This window comes from Pseudomonas sp. GW821-FHT09A09 (assembly GCF_059418405.1).
The window spans coordinates 35,442-51,016 of the sequence record NZ_JBWKPU010000006.1 but is presented as its reverse complement, the minus strand read 5'-3'; the positions used below and the strand labels follow the sequence as shown (position 1 = coordinate 51,016).

Genomic DNA, 15,575 nt, shown 5'->3' with positions numbered 1-15,575 from the left:
CAGGCGAAGGACTTTGCAGTGGTTTTCAGGCGATATCTGTAGAGCTTATCCGGCCGTTACGTGCGAGGTTTCAGCTGCATTTGTACGCTTGCGGCTCAGGACCAAACTGCACAGTGCCGGCAGGAACAACAGCGTCAACACCGTGCCCACCAACACCCCGCCTATCAGCACATACGCCAGCGACGACCAGAACACCGACAGCGTCAGCGGAATGAACGCCAGCGCCGCCGCCAGCGCGGTCAATATCACCGGTCTTGCGCGGCGCACCGTGGCTTCGATGATCGCCTCGCGAATGGCCATGCCGTGTTCCTCGTTCTGGCGGATCTGGTCGGTGAAGATCAGCGTGTTGCGCATCAAAATACCGCCAATGCCGATCAACCCCAGGATGGCGTTGAAGCCGAACGGCTGGTTGAACAGCAGCAAGGTCGGCACCGCACCGATCAACCCCAGCGGGGCGGTGGCGAAGACCATGAACATCACGCCGAACGAGCGCACCTGGAACATGATCACCGTGAGGGTCAGCAGGATCATGATCGGGAACAGCGCCGCCAGGGCGACGTTGGCCTTGGCGCTTTCTTCCACGGGGCCGCCGATGTCGATCTGGTAGCCGGCCGGCAACTTGGCAATCAGCGGTTGCAGGTCTTTGTAGGCGGCCATTTCCACGTCGGGCGGTTGCACGCCGTCGATGATGTCGGCGCGTACTTCCACCGTGGTCGCGCGGTTGCGACGCTTGAGGATGGGCTCCTCCATCACCGCCTGGAAATGCCCGACCTGGGCCAGCGGTACCGAGGTGCCGGCGCTGTTGGTCAGGGTCATGTTGTTGAGGTTACCCAGGTTCTCCCGCTGGTTGCCCTGGGCACGGGCAACAACCGAAACAGTGCGGTTACCTTCGCGCACTTCGGTGATCGGGTTGCCACTGAGCAATGCATTGAGCTGCGACTTGACCTCATTGGGCGTGAAACCCAGCAGGCGCAGACGGTCCTGATCCAACACCAGGCGATAACCGCTGGTGCGCTCGCCCCAATCGAGGAAGGCGTCCTTGGTCAGTCTGTTGGCGGCGACGACTTTGCGCACCTCTTCAGACAGACCGCGCAGTACGTCCACGTTCGGTCCGGAGACACGGAACACCACCGGGAACGGCACTGGCGGGCCGAACAGCAGTTGCGTCACGCGCACCCGTGCCGACGGAAATTCACCCGCCGCGATGCGTTCACGCATACGCAGCTTCAAGGCGTCACGGGCATGGGAGTCCGGGGTCTGCACAATTAGCTTGGCAAAGGCCGGGTCCGGCAGTTCGGGGTTCAGCGACAGGAAAAAGCGTGGCGCGCCGCCGCCCACATAAGTGTCCACCAAGCTGGTTTGCGGTTCTTCCAACAGGGCTTTTTCCAGCTGCGCGGCCACCGCCTCGGTGCTTTTGAACGCACTGCCAGGCGGCATGTACACCTCCAGGATCAGCTCTGAACGGTCGGAGTTGGGGAAGAACTGCTTCTTCACCACCCCCATGCCCAGCCCGCACAGCACAAACGCGGCCACCACCAGTCCGGTGACCAGCCAACGGCCGCGCACGCAGGCCTCCACCAGGCGGCGCAGCTTCTGGTAGTAGCGCCCGGCATAGATCGCGTCGTGGCCACCGGGCACGGGTTTGATCTGCGGTAGCAGTTTCACGCCGAGGTAGGGCGTGAACACCACGGCCACCAGCCAGGACGAAATCAGCGCAAAGCCGACGATCCAGAAGATATTGCCGGCATATTCCCCGGCGCCCGAGCGCGCAAAGCCCACGGGCAGGAAGCCGATGATCGTGACCAGCGTACCGGTCAGCATCGGCGCCGCCGTGGAACTCCAGGCAAAGGTCGCGGCATGGATCCGGTCGAAGCCTTCTTCGAGCTTCACCACCATCATCTCGATGGCGATGATCGCGTCGTCCACCAGCAACCCCAGGGAAATGATCAGTGCGCCCAGGGTGATACGGTCGAACTCGCGCCCGGTGAGCAGCATGATCACGAACACCACCGACAAGGTCAGCGGCACCGCTGCGGCCACCACCAAGCCCACGCGAAACCCCAGGGCCAGCAGGCTGATGACCATCACCACGGCCAGGGCGACAAAGAACTTGAGCATGAATTCATTGACCGCCAGGCTGATGTTCTTCGCCTGGTCGGACACCTTGGCGAAGTTCACGCCCAGGGGCAGGTCGGCCTGGATTTTGGCTTCCTGGGCCTTGAGGCTCTTGTCCAGTTCGAGGCCGTTCCAGTGCTTCTCCATGATCACCCCGAGCATCAGCGCCGGGTCGCCCTGATGGCGAATCCGATAGCTGGGCGGGTCCTCATAACCCCGGCTGACGCTGGCCACATCGGCGATGCGCAGCACGCGGCCGTTGACTTCCAGCGGCACGTTTTCAATCAGCGCCAGGCTGTCAAAAGCGCCGTCGATGCGGATGTAGGCGCGGGCGCCGGCGGTTTCCACGAAGCCCGAAGGAGCCACGGCATTCTGGGCGGCGAGGGCGGCGAAGATCTGGTCGGGCTTGATGCCCAGGGTCGCCAGGCGTTCATAAGAGAACTCGACGAAGATGCGCTGCGCCTGCTCGCCGAGGATATTGACCTTCTTCACCCCCGGCAGGTTGAGGAACCCCTGGCGCAGGTCCTCGGCCATTTGCACCTGTTGCCGATGAGGCAGGTGCTCGGCCTCCAGGGCGTACAGCGCAAAGTAGACGTCGGAATACTCATCGTTGAAGAACGGTCCGATCACGCCCTTTGGCAGTTTCGAGGCTTCATCGCTGAGCTTCTTGCGGGTCTGGTAGAACAGGTCCTGGATCTCGCTGGGCCGCGTGGACTCCTTGTAGGTCATGCGCATCGAGACAAAGCCCGGTTGGGCGATGGTCTCGACGCGGTCGTAGTAATCCAGTTCCTGCAGGCGTTTTTCCAGGCGATCGGCCACTTGCTCCTGCATCTCCTGGGCGGTTGCCCCGGGCCAGGCGGCGGTGATGGTCATGACCTTGACGGTAAACGAGGGGTCTTCAGCGCGCCCCAGCTTGCCGAACGAGAAGATCCCGGCCGCGAGGATCGCGATGATCAGGAACAGCGTGACGGCGCGGTGCTTGACCGCCAGTTCCGAGAGGTTGATGCCGCGCATGCTCAGTGGTCCTGTTTACGGTTGAGGGCCAATTGCTGGGCCGGCAGCAGGCGCACGCTGTCACCGCTGTGCAGCAAATGCGCGCCGAGGGCGACGATGGTCTGGCCGGGCGTCACGCCGCTGTCGAGCAGGGCGTCTTCCTGGCCGAGGCTGGCGACTTTCACCGGGGCGAAGGTGACCTTGTCGTCCGCGCCGATCAGCCACACGCCGGTGCCTTGTCCCGCATCCTGCAACGCGCCGATGGGCACCCGGGTTTGCTGGGCCTGGCCGTTGCCTTGCAGGCGTACGGTGATGGTGGAACCGAGGGCGAAGCGGTCGACGGCGCCGTGCAGCACGTAGCGGGCGCGGTAGGTACGGGTGGTAGGGTCGGCACTGGCGGACAGCTCGCGCAAGGTGGCGGTCACGGCCTGGTCCGGGGCGCCGAAGGGGAAGGCCAGGGCTTTCTGCGAGGCCTGGTCGCGGCTGTTTTCCGGCAGGTTGACGATGGCTTCACGGGCACCGTCATGGGCCAGGCGCGCGACGATCTGCCCTTCGGCGACCACTTGCCCACGGTCGACCCGCACGTCGGTGATGATGCCGTCCCCGTCGGCCTTGAGGATGGAATAGGTGCGCCGGTTTTCGATCTGGCTGGCGTCAGATTGCGCGGCGGCCAGTTCGGCTTCGGCCACCCGCAGGTTGGTTGCCGACTGGTCGAAGATCTGCCGCGACACGGCGCCGGTGCTGGCCAGGCGCTGGTAGCGGTTTTCATCGTCGCGGCGTTGGCGCAGCTGCGCCTGGGCGGCGTTGACGCGGTTCTTCGCCGAACGCAGGGCCAGTTCGAAGTCGCCGATGTCGAGCACCAGCAAGGTGTCGCCACGGGATACGTGCTGGCCCGGGTCTACTTTGCGTTCGATGACCTTGCCGCTGACCCGGAAGCCCAAATCGCTTTCCGTGCGCGCCGCCACCACGCCGGTGTAGGCGCTTTGTTGGGTGCCGGCGGCTTCGACATTGGCCGCCAATACCGGGCGGGGCAGGGGCACTTCGGCGGCGGTGTCGGCCTTGCTGTTGCAGCCGCTAAGGGTGATCAACAGGGCCAGGGGCGTGAGAAGACGCAGGGGGAGAAGGTTCATGACGGGCTCCGGGGGTAACCAGTGGGCAAAAAATTATGGACATAATTTTTTACGCATATTATGGTCGAAATATAAATTAATCCAGCCCCCGGATATTCCCCATGGCAAACGCCCCGGTACCGTCACGCCGCTTGTTGTTTCTACTGGTTGCCCTTACCGCCTTGGGTGAGGTTTCGACCCAATTGATCATTCCCGGCCTTGGCGCTATCGAGCACGCACTGGCGGCGCCAGCGGGTTCGGCATTGCTGGCGTTGTCGGCCTTTGTGGCGGCCTTCGGTCTTGGGCAATTGCTGTTCGGGCCGCTGTCGGACCGTATTGGCCGTCGCCCGGTTCTGATCGGCGGCCTGGTGCTTTACGTGCTGGCGACCTTGTCGATGCTGTTGGTCCACGACATTCACCAATTCATCGCAGCGCGCGTGTTGCAAGGCTTGGGCGCCTGCGCCGCATTGGTACTGGCGCGCACCGTGGTGCGGGATGTGTGGAAAGCCGAGGCGGGGCCTGCACTGGCCCTGACCATGATCGGCATGCTCTACGCCATTGTGGTGGCACCGATGGTTGGTGGCCTGTTGATCAAGCTGTTCGGTTGGCACGCGCCGATCATCCTCGCGCTGGTGATCGGCAGCGTGGTGTTACTGCTGGCCTTGCTGTTCTTTCGCGAGAGCAACCACTTCCTCGATCCCAAAGCCGGCCACTGGCGCACGCTGGGCGGGCAATACCTGGACCTGCTCAAGGGCCGCCAATACCGCGCATTCGCCGTGGCCCTGGCGTGCACCTATGGCGCCATGTTTGCGGTGATTGCCGGTTCTTCGGCCGTGTTCATCAATCTGCTGGGTTTCAGCAGTCTGGAGTACGGCATCAATTTCGGCCTGATCGTGTCGATGCTCATCGTTGGCTCCACCTATACCCGGCGCAACATCATGCGCCTGGGCCCGCAGCGGATTGTGGCGATCGGTGTGACAATGGTGGCTGTCGGCGGCGTGTCCGCCGTGGCCATTTACGAGCTGTTCGGCTTGTCGGTACTTGGCCTGGATGTTCCGATCGCGCTGGTCACCCTTGGCGGTGGCCTGGTGTTGCCGGGCTCGGTCACCGGTGGCGTCATGCCCAATGCGCACCGCGCGGGTCTGGCTGCAGGCTTGATGGGCTTTGCGCAGATGTTCGGCGCCACCTGCAGCGGCGTATTGCTAAGCCAGCTGCGCGATGGCAGTGCCGCGCCGATGATCATCATCCAGGCCTGTTTTGCGGTGACGGCCTTCATCGCGTTTCACCTGCTGCGTCAGCGCCAGGTCAAGGGATTGTCCTATACATAGAACGATCAAGGCCGCTTTTGCCGGCTAGTGCTCACCGGCCAACCGACTTAAGGTGTACTCACTTTGGAGGTACACCATGAAAAAATTGATCGGCATCTACACCAGCCCCCGCGCCCATTGGGTCGGTGATGGCTTCCCGGTGCGCACGCTGTTTTCCTACGACTCGGTGGGCAAGCACATCAGCCCATTCCTGCTCCTGGATCACGCCGGCCCGGCCGATTTCACACCCACCGAACAGCGTCGCGGTGTCGGCCAACACCCGCATCGCGGTTTTGAGACCGTGACCATCGTGTATGACGGCGAGGTCGAACACCGCGACTCCACCGGTGCCGGCGGCAAAATCGGCCCTGGCGACGTGCAATGGATGACGGCGGCCAAGGGCATCATCCACGAGGAGTTCCATTCCGAAGACTTCGCCCGTCGCGGCGGCGCCTTGGAGATGGTGCAACTGTGGGTCAACCTGCCCGCCAAGGACAAAATGGCCGACGCCGGTTACCAGACGATTGTCGACGGCGACATCCCTGTGTTGCCCCTGGCTGACGGCGCAGGGCACCTGCGCCTGATCGCCGGTGAGTTTGCCGGTGCCCGGGGCCCGGCGCGCACCTTTACGCCTATCGACGTCTGGGACTTGCGCCTCAACGCCGAAAAACCGGTCACCCTGGACCTGCACGCCGGCCGTAACACCGCGCTGGTGATCCTGCGCGGCACGGTGCTGGTCAACGGCGAAGAAGTCGCACGCCAAGGCCAATTGGCGCTGTTCGAGCGTGATGGTCGCCAGCTCACCCTGGAAGCCAACGACGACGCCAAGGTGCTGCTGCTCAGCGGCGAGCCGATCGACGAGCCCATCGTCGGCCACGGCCCGTTTGTGATGAATACCGAGCAGGAGATCCACCAGGCGTTCGAGGACTTCCACTCGGGCAAATTCGGCCAGATGCACGCCTGACCGCTCACCGTAAAACCCTGTAGGAGCCGGCTTGCTGGCGATAGCATCAGCGCGGTGTAACTCATACACCGAGGCGTCTGCATCGCAGGCAAGCCAGCTCCCACATTTTGTTTCCAGCGTTTTCATTTCATGCGATCTTCTCGGCATGTCCCCTGGAGCCGCCTGGATGCCCTCATTTATCGCTGAACACCCGATGCTGTGCGCCCTGGCGCTGATCTTTATCGACATCGCCGTGTGGCGCCTCATCTCCGTCAACCTCGCCAGCTGGAAGCTCGCCGCACGCCTGGCGATCTTCGCCGTGTACAGCGCCGTGCTGTTCAACGACGGCATGAACCCCATGCAAATGGCGCCCTATGCCGACAACACGGCCTTGCACCTGGCGGCCACGGCCTTGCAGATCGGCTGGTGGCTGTTCGCGGCACGCACCCTCACGGTGTTGCTCGGCACGGTCATGATGCAGCGGGTCGGCCACACCGGGCGGTTGTTGCAGGACCTGGTGGGCGCGGTGATCTTCCTGATCGCCATCATTGCCGCCATGGCCTACGTGCTCGACCTGCCGGTCAAGGGCGTGCTCGCCACCTCCGGCGCGGTGGCGATCATCGTCGGCCTGGCCTTGCAAAGTACCCTCAGCGACGTGTTCTCCGGGATCGTCCTCAACACCACCAAGCCTTATCAGATCGATGACTGGATCTCCATCGACGGCACCGAAGGCCGGGTTACCGACATCGATTGGCGCGCCACGCGTCTGCAAACCTCCCAGGGCAGCCTGGCGGTGATCCCCAATTCCCTGGCGGCCAAGGCCAAGATCATCAACTTTTCGCGTCCGGCCGATATGTTCGGTTTGTCGGTCAGCCTGCAAGTCAGCCCTCATGCGCGCCCGCAAATCGTGATCGAGGCGCTGGAGCGGGCGATGCAGGGTTGCCGGCCGCTGCTGGCCAAACCGGCGCCCAGCGTGGCGTTCAAGACCTCTGCCAGTGGTGGCGTCGAGTACGAAATCAGTGGTTTCGTGCCGACCATGACCCTCAAGCGCGAGGTGCGCAATCAGCTGTACGACCTGGCGTTCCGGCACTTGCAGGCAGCGGGGGTGGGGCTGTTGTCGGCCACTGAAAGCAGTGCACCGCCGGCCATGTCTGCGGCGCGGGCGTTGCTGGAGCGTTCGTCGATCTTCTCCACCTTGCGCCAGGAAGAAAAAGACACCTTCAGCCAGAACATGACCCTGCACACCTACCGCACCGGCGAGATGATCTTGCCGGCCGGGGAGGTCAGCGATCACTTGTTCATTGTCGAGTCCGGCGTGGTCTCGGTGATGCTGATCAAGGGCGGCCATAAGTTTGAGGCCGGGCGCATGGGGCCGGGGGAGGTGATTGGCGAGGCGGGGATCTTGTCGGACCAGGCCGCGCTGGCGGATTTTTCGGCGAAGACCTTTTGCACCCTGTACCGCATCGAGAAGGAATACTTGAAGCCGTGCCTGGACGCGCGCCACGACATCAGCGAGGCGATGAAGGCGTTGCTCGATTTCCGCGTGCACGCCGCGCAGGCCCTGACCCAGGAGGCGCCGGTGGTGCCGGTGAAGAAGGGCTTCCTGCAGTGGCTGCGCCAACGCGGCTTGTGAGGGCCAAAACCGACTAACCTGCATTTTTCGCACGTTACCCCACGCAATAAATCGTTTGTCCAACGGCTGGCCGATGACAAAACTGCATGTCACTCGGATAACAACAACGTTGGGCGAACCACATGCAACTCGAGCGCAATTTTTTCAACGGTCAATTTGTCGAACCTGCCAGCGACGCGCTGATCGCCGTCTACAACCCGGCCACCGAAACCCTGGTGGGCCACGTCAGCGCGGCCACCGCCGATGAGGCGATTGCCGCCGTCGACGCCGCCGCCATCGCCCAGAAAACCTGGGGCAAGCTCACCAGTATCGAACGCGCCGAACACCTGCGGGCCTTTGCCGATGCTCTGGACGCTTGCGCCGAAGCCATCGGCACGGCCCTGGCCAGCGAGTCGGGCAAGAGCGTCAGCGACGCCAGCAACGAAGCGCGCTACGCCGCCCAGATCACCCGTTACCACGCCGAATGGGCGCGCCGTATCGAAGGCGAGATCATCCCCAGCGATACCCCGGACGAAAACCTGTTCCTGCAACGCGAGCCGATTGGCGTCGTGGCCTGCCTGATTCCGTTCAACTACCCGGTCTACACCCTGCTGCGCAAGATCGCCCCGGCGTTGATCGCGGGCAATACCGTGGTGGTGCGCCCGAGCAACAACACGCCGCTGTCGGCCTTCGAGATTGCCCGCGCGGTGGTCAAGGCCGGCATTCCGGCAGGCGTGATCAATATCCTGACCATGGACCACGGCACCGCTGCCAGCGTCTGCACCCACAAAGCGGTGGGCCTGATTACCCTCACCGGTAGCGTGAATGCCGGGCGCATCGTGCTGGATTACTGCAAGGCCAACATCGCCAAGCCGTCCCTGGAACTGGGCGGCAAGACCCCGGCGATCATCGAAGCCGACGCCGACCTGGAAAAGGCCGCCAGCGCCATCGTCGCCTCCAAGACCACCCACTGCGGCCAGCTCTGCACGGCGGTGGAGCGTGTCTACGTGCACGAGGCTGTCTATGAAAGGTTCCTGGACTTGCTGAAAACAAAGATCAGCGCGGTGAAGTTCGGCGATCGCGCAACCGACGCCAGCCTGATGGGCCCGCTGGTCAACGCCAGTTCGCAAAAGAATATCCACGCCATGGTCGAGCGCGCCGTCGCCGCCGGTGCTGTACTGGAAACAGGCGGCGTGCTGCCCGAGGGTCCGGGCCATTTCTACCCGCCGACCCTGCTCAGTGGCTGCCGCCAGGACATGGAAATCATTAGGGAAGAAATCTTCGGCCCGGTGTTGCCGGTGCTCAAGTACCGCGACATCGATGAAGCACTGGCCATGGCCAACGACCATCAGTTCGGCCTGTCGTCGGTGCTCTACACCGAGAACTACCGCACGGCGATGAAAGTGGCGAATGCCATTGAGGCCGGCGAGTTGTACGTCAATCGCACCCCGGCCGACCCTTACCAAGGGTTCCACGCCGGTTGGAAGCGCTCAGGGCTGGGCGGCGATGACGGTAAGCACGGGATGCTTGAATTCACCCAGACCCGCTTGGTGGTCATGAAGTACTGATCCACGAACACCTGCTGCACCTTCAATAAAAACAATTATCAGGGCACCCGCGCATCGGGTGCCTGAGGTCCACACGATGTCCAAGCCTGCACCCGTTGCCCAGGTTTCCGTTGCCGTGTCCGCGGCAAACAGCGACAAAGCCAGTCGCTACGTCCAATTGCTGTTGCTGGTACTGGCCGCCGGGGCGATCTACCCGATCCTCTACCTGCGCCAGGTCTACCAGACCACCATGCTGGAAGTGTTCCACATCAACCACAGCGAGCTGGGCTACCTGTACTCCATGCTGGGCACGATCTTCCTGCTCAGCTACCTGCCCAGCGGCTGGCTGGCCGACCGTTTGCCACCGCGTTTCCTGATCTTCTTCTCCCTGGTCGCCACCGGCGCACTGGGCCTGTGGTACGCCAGCGTGCCGTCGATGACCGGCCTGATGATCATCTTCGGCAGCTGGGGCCTGACCACCGGCCTGACGTTCTGGGCCTCGGTGCTCAAGCGCGTGAAGATGATTGCCCACCACACCGAACAGGGCCGTTTCTTCGGCATCCTCGACGGCGGCCGTGGGTTGGTGGAAGCCTTGCTCGCCACCGTCGCCCTGGGCTTGTTCGCCTACGCCACCGAGACCCGCAGCGAGTCGGCCGCCGAAGGCTTCAAGCATGTGGTGTACATGTACTCGTTCATCTGTATCGCCATCGGCTGCGGCCTGGTGCTGCTCAAGGACCCCAAGTCCCTGGCCGAGACCGCCGCGGTGGAGAAGGGCAAGTTCAACCTGATCGCCGACCTGACCACCCTGGCGAAAATCCCCGAGCTGTGGCTGGTGACCGCCATCGTGTTCTGTGGTTACCACATGTTCTGGGCCACCTACAGCTTCTCCGACTACCTGCAAGGCAGCGGCATGACCGCCGTGATGGCCGGCACCATCACCACCATCAAGCTGTGGATGCGCCCCATCGGCGGCATCGGTGGCGGCTGGCTGGGGGACAAGTTCTCGAACATCTCGGTGCTGATCGTCGCCCTGGCGCTGGTGACCCTGGCGATGGTCGGGCTGATCGTGTTCCCGGCGTTCAACAGCCTGGGCCTGCTGATCGGCACCGTGATCTTCATCGGCCTGATGACTTACGCGATCCGTGGCCTGTACTGGGCGATCCTCGACAGCTGTGACATCCCGCTGCGCATCACCGGGCTGGCCATCGGCATCGTCTCGGTGGTGGGTTATCTGCCCGACACGTTTATCCCGCTGATCAATGGCTACCTGACCGACGCCTACCCGGGCAAGGCCGGTTACAACCTGTATTTCGGCTACATCGCCTTCATCGGCGTGCTCGGCACCCTCGCGGCCCTGACCCTGCGCGCTCGAATCAACCGTAAAAAATTCAACCAGACAGGTGCCTGAGATGAAAATCGTCGCCCTTGAAACCCATATCGTTGCCGTTCCACCGCCGCACATCGGCGGCATGTACTGGCTGTTCGTCAAGCTCAAGACCGACTGCGGCATCGAAGGCGTCGGCGAGATCTACGCCGCCACCTTCGGCCCCAAGGCCATGCTGCCGATCATCGAGGACGTGTTCGAGCGCTACCTGCTCAACCATGACCCGCACCACATCGAGCGTTTCTTCCGCCAGGCCTACTCCAGCGGTTTCACCCAGCGCCCGGACCTGACCATGATGGGTGTGGTCAGCGGCCTGGAAATGGCCTGCTGGGACATCATCGGCAAGGCGGCGAACAAGCCGGTCTACGAACTGCTCGGCGGCAAGGTCAACGAGCGCCTGCGCTCCTACACCTACCTGTACCCGGTCAACAGCAAGGGTGAGTACGACTACGACGACCCGGACCTGGCGGCCGAGTGCGCCATCGAGAACATGAACAAGGGCTTCACCGCCGTGAAGTTCGACCCGGCCGGCCCGTACACCGCGTACTCCGGTCACCAGATCTCGCTGGAAGTGCTGGAGCGCTGCGAAACCTTCTGCCGCAAGATCCGCGAAGCAGTGGGCGACAAGTGCGACCTGCTGTTCGGTACCCACGGGCAGATGGTGCCGTCGTCGGCGATCCGCCTGGCCAAGCGCCTGGAAAAATACGACCCGCTGTGGTTCGAAGAACCGGTGCCGCCAGGCCAGGAAGACGCCATGGCCCAGGTCGCGGCCAAGACCAGCATCCCGATTGCCACCGGTGAGCGCCTGACCACCAAGTACGAATTCTTCAAGCTGCTGCAAGCCGGTGGCGCGTCGATCCTGCAGATGAACGTGGCGCGCTGCGGCGGGCTGCTGGAAGCCAAGAAGATCGCGAGCATGGCCGAGGCCTACTACGCGCAGATCGCCCCGCACCTGTACAACGGGCCGATTGGCGCGGCCGCCAGCTTCCAGTTGGCCACTTGCACGCCGAATTTCCTGATCCAGGAAAGCATCATGACCTGGGGCGGGTTTCATGCCGAAGTCCTCACCAAGCCGCTGCAATGGGAGGACGGCTACATCATCCCGTCCACCGAGCCGGGCCTTGGGGTGGAGCTGAACATGGACGTGGTGCGCAAACACACGCCGTACACCGGCGAGCGCCTGCACCTGCAAATGGCGCCCACACCAGCTGACGTGAAAGACACTTCGCCCGCCAAGGGCTAAAAAAAACGACTACGCGGTAACCGTGAATGACATATGACTACATCATCGCCGGGGCTGGCGCCGCAGGCTGCGTGCTGGCCAACCGGCTGTCCGCCTCGGGCGAACACTCCGTGTTGCTGCTGGAAGCGGGTGGCAAGGACAGCTCCTGGTGGTTCAAGATCCCGGTCGGTTTCGCCAAGATGTATTACAACCCGACCTTCAACTGGATGTACTACAGCCAGCCGCAAAAGCAGCTGGCCGACCGTGCCATCTATGCTCCACGGGGCAAGGTGCAGGGCGGTTCGGGCTCGATCAACGCCATGATCTATGTGCGTGGCCAGGCCCACGACTTCAATGATTGGGCGGCCAACGGCAACGACGGCTGGGGCTTCAAAGACGTACTGCCGTACTTTCGCAAGCTGGAAAACCACCCGCTGGGCGACACCGAATACCACGGCAGCAGCGGCCCCATCAGCATCACGCCGATGAAGGGCCAGACCCATCCAATCTGCGACGTGTTCCTCAAGGGCTGCGAGCAACTGGGCTATGCCCACAGCGACGACTTCAACGGCCCGAACTTCGAAGGCGCCGGCCTGTATGACGTCAACACCCGCAACGGCGAGCGCAGTTCCAGTAGCTTTGCGCACCTGCACCCGGCGCTGGGGCGCTCCAACCTGACGGTGGAGTTGCATGCCCTGGTCGACCGCGTGTTGTTCGACGACCAACAGCGCGCCACCGGCATTGCCGTGACCCAGCACGGCGTGAGCCGCACCTTCACTGCGCGCAAGGAAGTGATTCTCTGCGCTGGCGCGGTAGACACGCCGAAGATCCTGCAACTGTCCGGCGTGGCCGATCAGCAGCTGCTGGCCGAGCACAATATTCCGCTGGTCAAGCACCTGCCGGCCGTGGGTGAAAACCTGCAGGACCACCTGTGTGCCAGTTATTACTACAAGGCCAATATCCCGACCTTGAACGATGAGCTCAGCTCACTGTTCGGCCAGTTCAAGCTGGGCCTCAAATACCTGTTCACCCGCAAGGGCGCACTGGCGATGAGCGTCAACCAGGCCGGTGGTTTCTTTCGCGGCAACGAAGAGCAGAAAGACCCGAACCTGCAGCTGTACTTCAACCCGCTGTCGTACCAGATCCCGAAAAACAACAAGGCCAGCCTCAAGCCCGAGCCGTATTCCGGCTTCCTGCTGTGCTTCAACCCGTGCCGGCCGACCAGCCGGGGCACCATCCGCATCGCCTCGAAAAACCCGCGTGATGCGGCGCTGATCGACCCCAACTACCTGAGCACCCAGAAGGACATCGACGAGGTGATCCAGGGCAGCCGGTTGATGCGCAAGATCATGCAGGCGCCGGCGCTCAAGGGCATCACCGTGGCCGAAGTCTTGCCGGGCGCGGCGGTGCAGACCGACGAAGAAATGCTGCAATACTTCCGCGAGAACAGCGGCTCGATCTACCACCTGTGCGGCTCCTGCGCCATGGGCTCGGACCCGCAGGTGTCGGTGGTGGACAAGCGCTTGAAGGTGCACGGGCTGGAGGGGTTGCGCATCGTCGATGCGTCGATCTTCCCGAACGTGACCTCGGGCAACACCCACGCGGCGGTGTTGATGGTGGCAGAGAAGGGCGCCGACCTGATCCTGCAAGACGCCGGCTAACCCGTCGCCCTGTGGGAGCTGGCTTGCCTGCGATGGGGCCCTCAAATCATGTGTTGATTTTGCGGACGCCATCGCCGCGGTGCGACGATTCGACAAGCCGGGCTCCTACAAATCCCAGGGCATCACCTCTCTCTGTGGGAGCTGGCTTGCCTGCGATGAGGCCCTCAAATCATGTGTTGATTTTGCGGACGCCATCGCCGGCAAGCCGGGCTCCTACCGGTCAGGTGGCTTGTGTGGTCAGCGGGGTGGGGCGCTGCATCACATGGCTCAAACTCATGATGATCAACGGCGTCAGCAACGCCACGTAGGCGTTATCAACCCCCCACGGGTTCCCCGCCAGAAACCATCCCACCGTCGCCACCAATGACGCAATGATGCTCAGGAACGCCCCCGTCGCTGTGCCAAACCGTGGTGCATAGAACACCAGCAACACCAGCACTGCCAGGGACGCGCGCAGGGCTTTGCCGAGGAAGGCGATCATCAGCACCTTGTCCGAGGTCAGCGCCAGGGCAATGGGCAGCAAACCCACTGCAATCGTCGCCAGGCGCACGAAGCGCAGGTTCTTCACGTCGCTTTTTTCCGGGTTGAACCACGGCTCGTAGAAGTCGCGTAGCAACAACGTCGCCGAGCCCATGCTCACCGCCGAAATGGTGCCGAACAGCGAACCGGCAAGGCCCGCCACCACCAGGCCTGCGGTCAGTTGGTCCATGCTGGCGATCAGGCTGGGAAAGGCTTGCAGCGAATCCACCTGGGGAAACAGCACCGCGCTGCACATCCCAATCAACGCCGCGCCGATACCAAACGGCACCATCAGTACCGCCACATAGAAACACGCCCGCTGGGCCTTGCCGGCATGGCTCACGGTGTTGACTGCCTGGATCACGTACTGGGTGGAGAAGATCGAACCGATGCCGGCGATCATCCACGCGATGATCTGGCCCCAGCCCACAGTGGTCCACTCAAACATGCTGGCCGGCAACTGCGCCTGCAACTGACCGATGCCGCCCACCTGCTTAAGGCCGAACCACAGTGCCAGGCCAACCCCCAGGTACTTGAGCGCCGCGTGCACGAAGTTGGTGTAAATCACCGAGCGCATGCCACCGATGCTCACGTACACCACCGAGACCACGCCGACGATGACGATGGCCAGGGTGCGGTCCACCTGCATCACGCTCGCCAACACCGCGCCGCCGCTGGCGTAGATCGACACGGCGACGATCTCCAGGGCAAAAATGGTGATGATGGACGTGGCAAAGCGCGTGCGCTGGCCGTAGTTGCGCGAGAGCACGCCGGAGATGGTGTTGTCGCCCAATTCCTTGTACTTGCGCGCCAGCAGCCAGGCGAACAATACAAAACCCAAGGCCAGGGCAAACAGGTTCCACGCGGCCGACAAGCCAACCTTGAACCCGGTCTGCGCGGTACCAATGCTCACCGCCGTGCCGATGAACTCCGAGAGCATCAGGAAGCCGATCAAAAAGGCCGGAAAATGCCCGCCACCGGTGGTGTAGTTGGTAGCACTGCGCGAGTGCCGACGCACGCCGTAGCTGATCAGCGCGAGGCTGAGCATGTACAGGCCGGTGATGGACAGGACGATCCAGGAGGAATGGGAGGGCATGGTTATACTCTTTAGGTATTTTTATAATTGGCGCTAGTTTCACCCCTCTGTTTTGTTGGCGTCTAAT

Annotated in this window: 10 protein-coding genes; 7 read left to right on the top strand and 3 right to left on the bottom strand. The window is 62.8% G+C overall.

Going from position 1 to position 15,575, the window contains the following annotated elements:
- Positions 1 to 45: 45 nt before the first annotated feature.
- Both AC07OV_RS06890 and AC07OV_RS06885 read right to left on the bottom strand, forming a co-directional pair.
- The gene (locus AC07OV_RS06890) at positions 46 to 3,129 is read right to left on the bottom strand and encodes an efflux RND transporter permease subunit (protein WP_495091876.1); all 3,084 of its coding nucleotides are present in this window, start codon (positions 3,127 to 3,129) and stop codon (positions 46 to 48) included.
- A gap of 2 nt (positions 3,130 to 3,131) precedes the next feature.
- The gene (locus tag AC07OV_RS06885; RefSeq protein ID WP_495091875.1) at positions 3,132 to 4,238 is read right to left on the bottom strand and encodes an efflux RND transporter periplasmic adaptor subunit; all 1,107 of its coding nucleotides are present in this window, start codon (positions 4,236 to 4,238) and stop codon (positions 3,132 to 3,134) included.
- A gap of 101 nt (positions 4,239 to 4,339) precedes the next feature.
- Between AC07OV_RS06885 and AC07OV_RS06880 the strand changes: the two genes are divergently transcribed.
- The 7 genes from AC07OV_RS06880 (at position 4,340) to AC07OV_RS06850 (ending at position 13,893) form a co-directional block, all read left to right on the top strand.
- A complete protein-coding gene (locus AC07OV_RS06880; RefSeq protein WP_494997094.1) occupies positions 4,340 to 5,545 on the top strand; it encodes a multidrug effflux MFS transporter in 1,206 nt (401 codons plus the stop codon).
- 76 nt (positions 5,546 to 5,621) lie between these two features.
- Positions 5,622 to 6,488 carry a pirin family protein gene (locus AC07OV_RS06875; RefSeq protein WP_495091874.1) on the top strand — a complete coding sequence of 289 codons (867 nt, stop codon included), beginning with the start codon at positions 5,622 to 5,624 and terminating at the stop codon, positions 6,486 to 6,488.
- 166 nt (positions 6,489 to 6,654) lie between these two features.
- Positions 6,655 to 8,100 (top strand): mechanosensitive ion channel domain-containing protein, encoded by a 1,446-nt coding sequence (locus tag AC07OV_RS06870; RefSeq protein ID WP_494997096.1) that lies wholly within the window; start codon positions 6,655 to 6,657, stop codon positions 8,098 to 8,100.
- 122 nt (positions 8,101 to 8,222) lie between these two features.
- On the top strand, positions 8,223 to 9,647 hold the full coding sequence (gene aldA / locus AC07OV_RS06865) for an aldehyde dehydrogenase (RefSeq protein ID WP_494997097.1): 1,425 nt from the start codon (positions 8,223 to 8,225) through the stop codon (positions 9,645 to 9,647).
- A 76-nt stretch (positions 9,648 to 9,723) separates the two neighbouring features.
- Entirely contained in the window at positions 9,724 to 11,034 is a 1,311-nt protein-coding gene (locus tag AC07OV_RS06860) for an MFS transporter (protein WP_495091873.1), read from the top strand.
- Between the two features lies 1 nt (position 11,035).
- A complete protein-coding gene (locus tag AC07OV_RS06855) occupies positions 11,036 to 12,253 on the top strand; it encodes a mandelate racemase/muconate lactonizing enzyme family protein (protein ID WP_017135452.1) in 1,218 nt (405 codons plus the stop codon).
- Positions 12,254 to 12,279: 26 nt separating this feature from the next.
- Positions 12,280 to 13,893 (top strand): GMC family oxidoreductase, encoded by a 1,614-nt coding sequence (locus tag AC07OV_RS06850; RefSeq protein ID WP_176999091.1) that lies wholly within the window; start codon positions 12,280 to 12,282, stop codon positions 13,891 to 13,893.
- A gap of 220 nt (positions 13,894 to 14,113) precedes the next feature.
- Here the strand turns inward: AC07OV_RS06850 and AC07OV_RS06845 are convergent, their stop codons facing one another.
- Positions 14,114 to 15,508, bottom strand: coding sequence for a sodium:solute symporter family protein (locus AC07OV_RS06845; RefSeq protein ID WP_494997100.1), 1,395 nt, complete (start codon positions 15,506 to 15,508; stop codon positions 14,114 to 14,116).
- Positions 15,509 to 15,575: the final 67 nt, after the last annotated feature.

Excerpts from the sequence above, each read along its gene's own strand:
- AC07OV_RS06885 (WP_495091875.1), bottom strand. The coding sequence starts at position 4,238 with ATGAACCTTCTCCCCCTGCGTCTTCTCACGCCCCTGGCCCTGTTGATC.
- AC07OV_RS06875 (WP_495091874.1), top strand. The coding sequence starts at position 5,622 with ATGAAAAAATTGATCGGCATCTACACCAGCCCCCGCGCCCATTGGGTC.
- AC07OV_RS06855 (WP_017135452.1), top strand. The coding sequence starts at position 11,036 with ATGAAAATCGTCGCCCTTGAAACCCATATCGTTGCCGTTCCACCGCCG.
- AC07OV_RS06890 (WP_495091876.1), bottom strand. The coding sequence starts at position 3,129 with ATGCGCGGCATCAACCTCTCGGAACTGGCGGTCAAGCACCGCGCCGTC.
- AC07OV_RS06880 (WP_494997094.1), top strand. The coding sequence starts at position 4,340 with ATGGCAAACGCCCCGGTACCGTCACGCCGCTTGTTGTTTCTACTGGTT.
- AC07OV_RS06860 (WP_495091873.1), top strand. The coding sequence starts at position 9,724 with ATGTCCAAGCCTGCACCCGTTGCCCAGGTTTCCGTTGCCGTGTCCGCG.
- AC07OV_RS06850 (WP_176999091.1), top strand. The coding sequence starts at position 12,280 with ATGACATATGACTACATCATCGCCGGGGCTGGCGCCGCAGGCTGCGTG.
- aldA (WP_494997097.1), top strand. The coding sequence starts at position 8,223 with ATGCAACTCGAGCGCAATTTTTTCAACGGTCAATTTGTCGAACCTGCC.
- AC07OV_RS06870 (WP_494997096.1), top strand. The coding sequence starts at position 6,655 with ATGCCCTCATTTATCGCTGAACACCCGATGCTGTGCGCCCTGGCGCTG.
- AC07OV_RS06845 (WP_494997100.1), bottom strand. The coding sequence starts at position 15,508 with ATGCCCTCCCATTCCTCCTGGATCGTCCTGTCCATCACCGGCCTGTAC.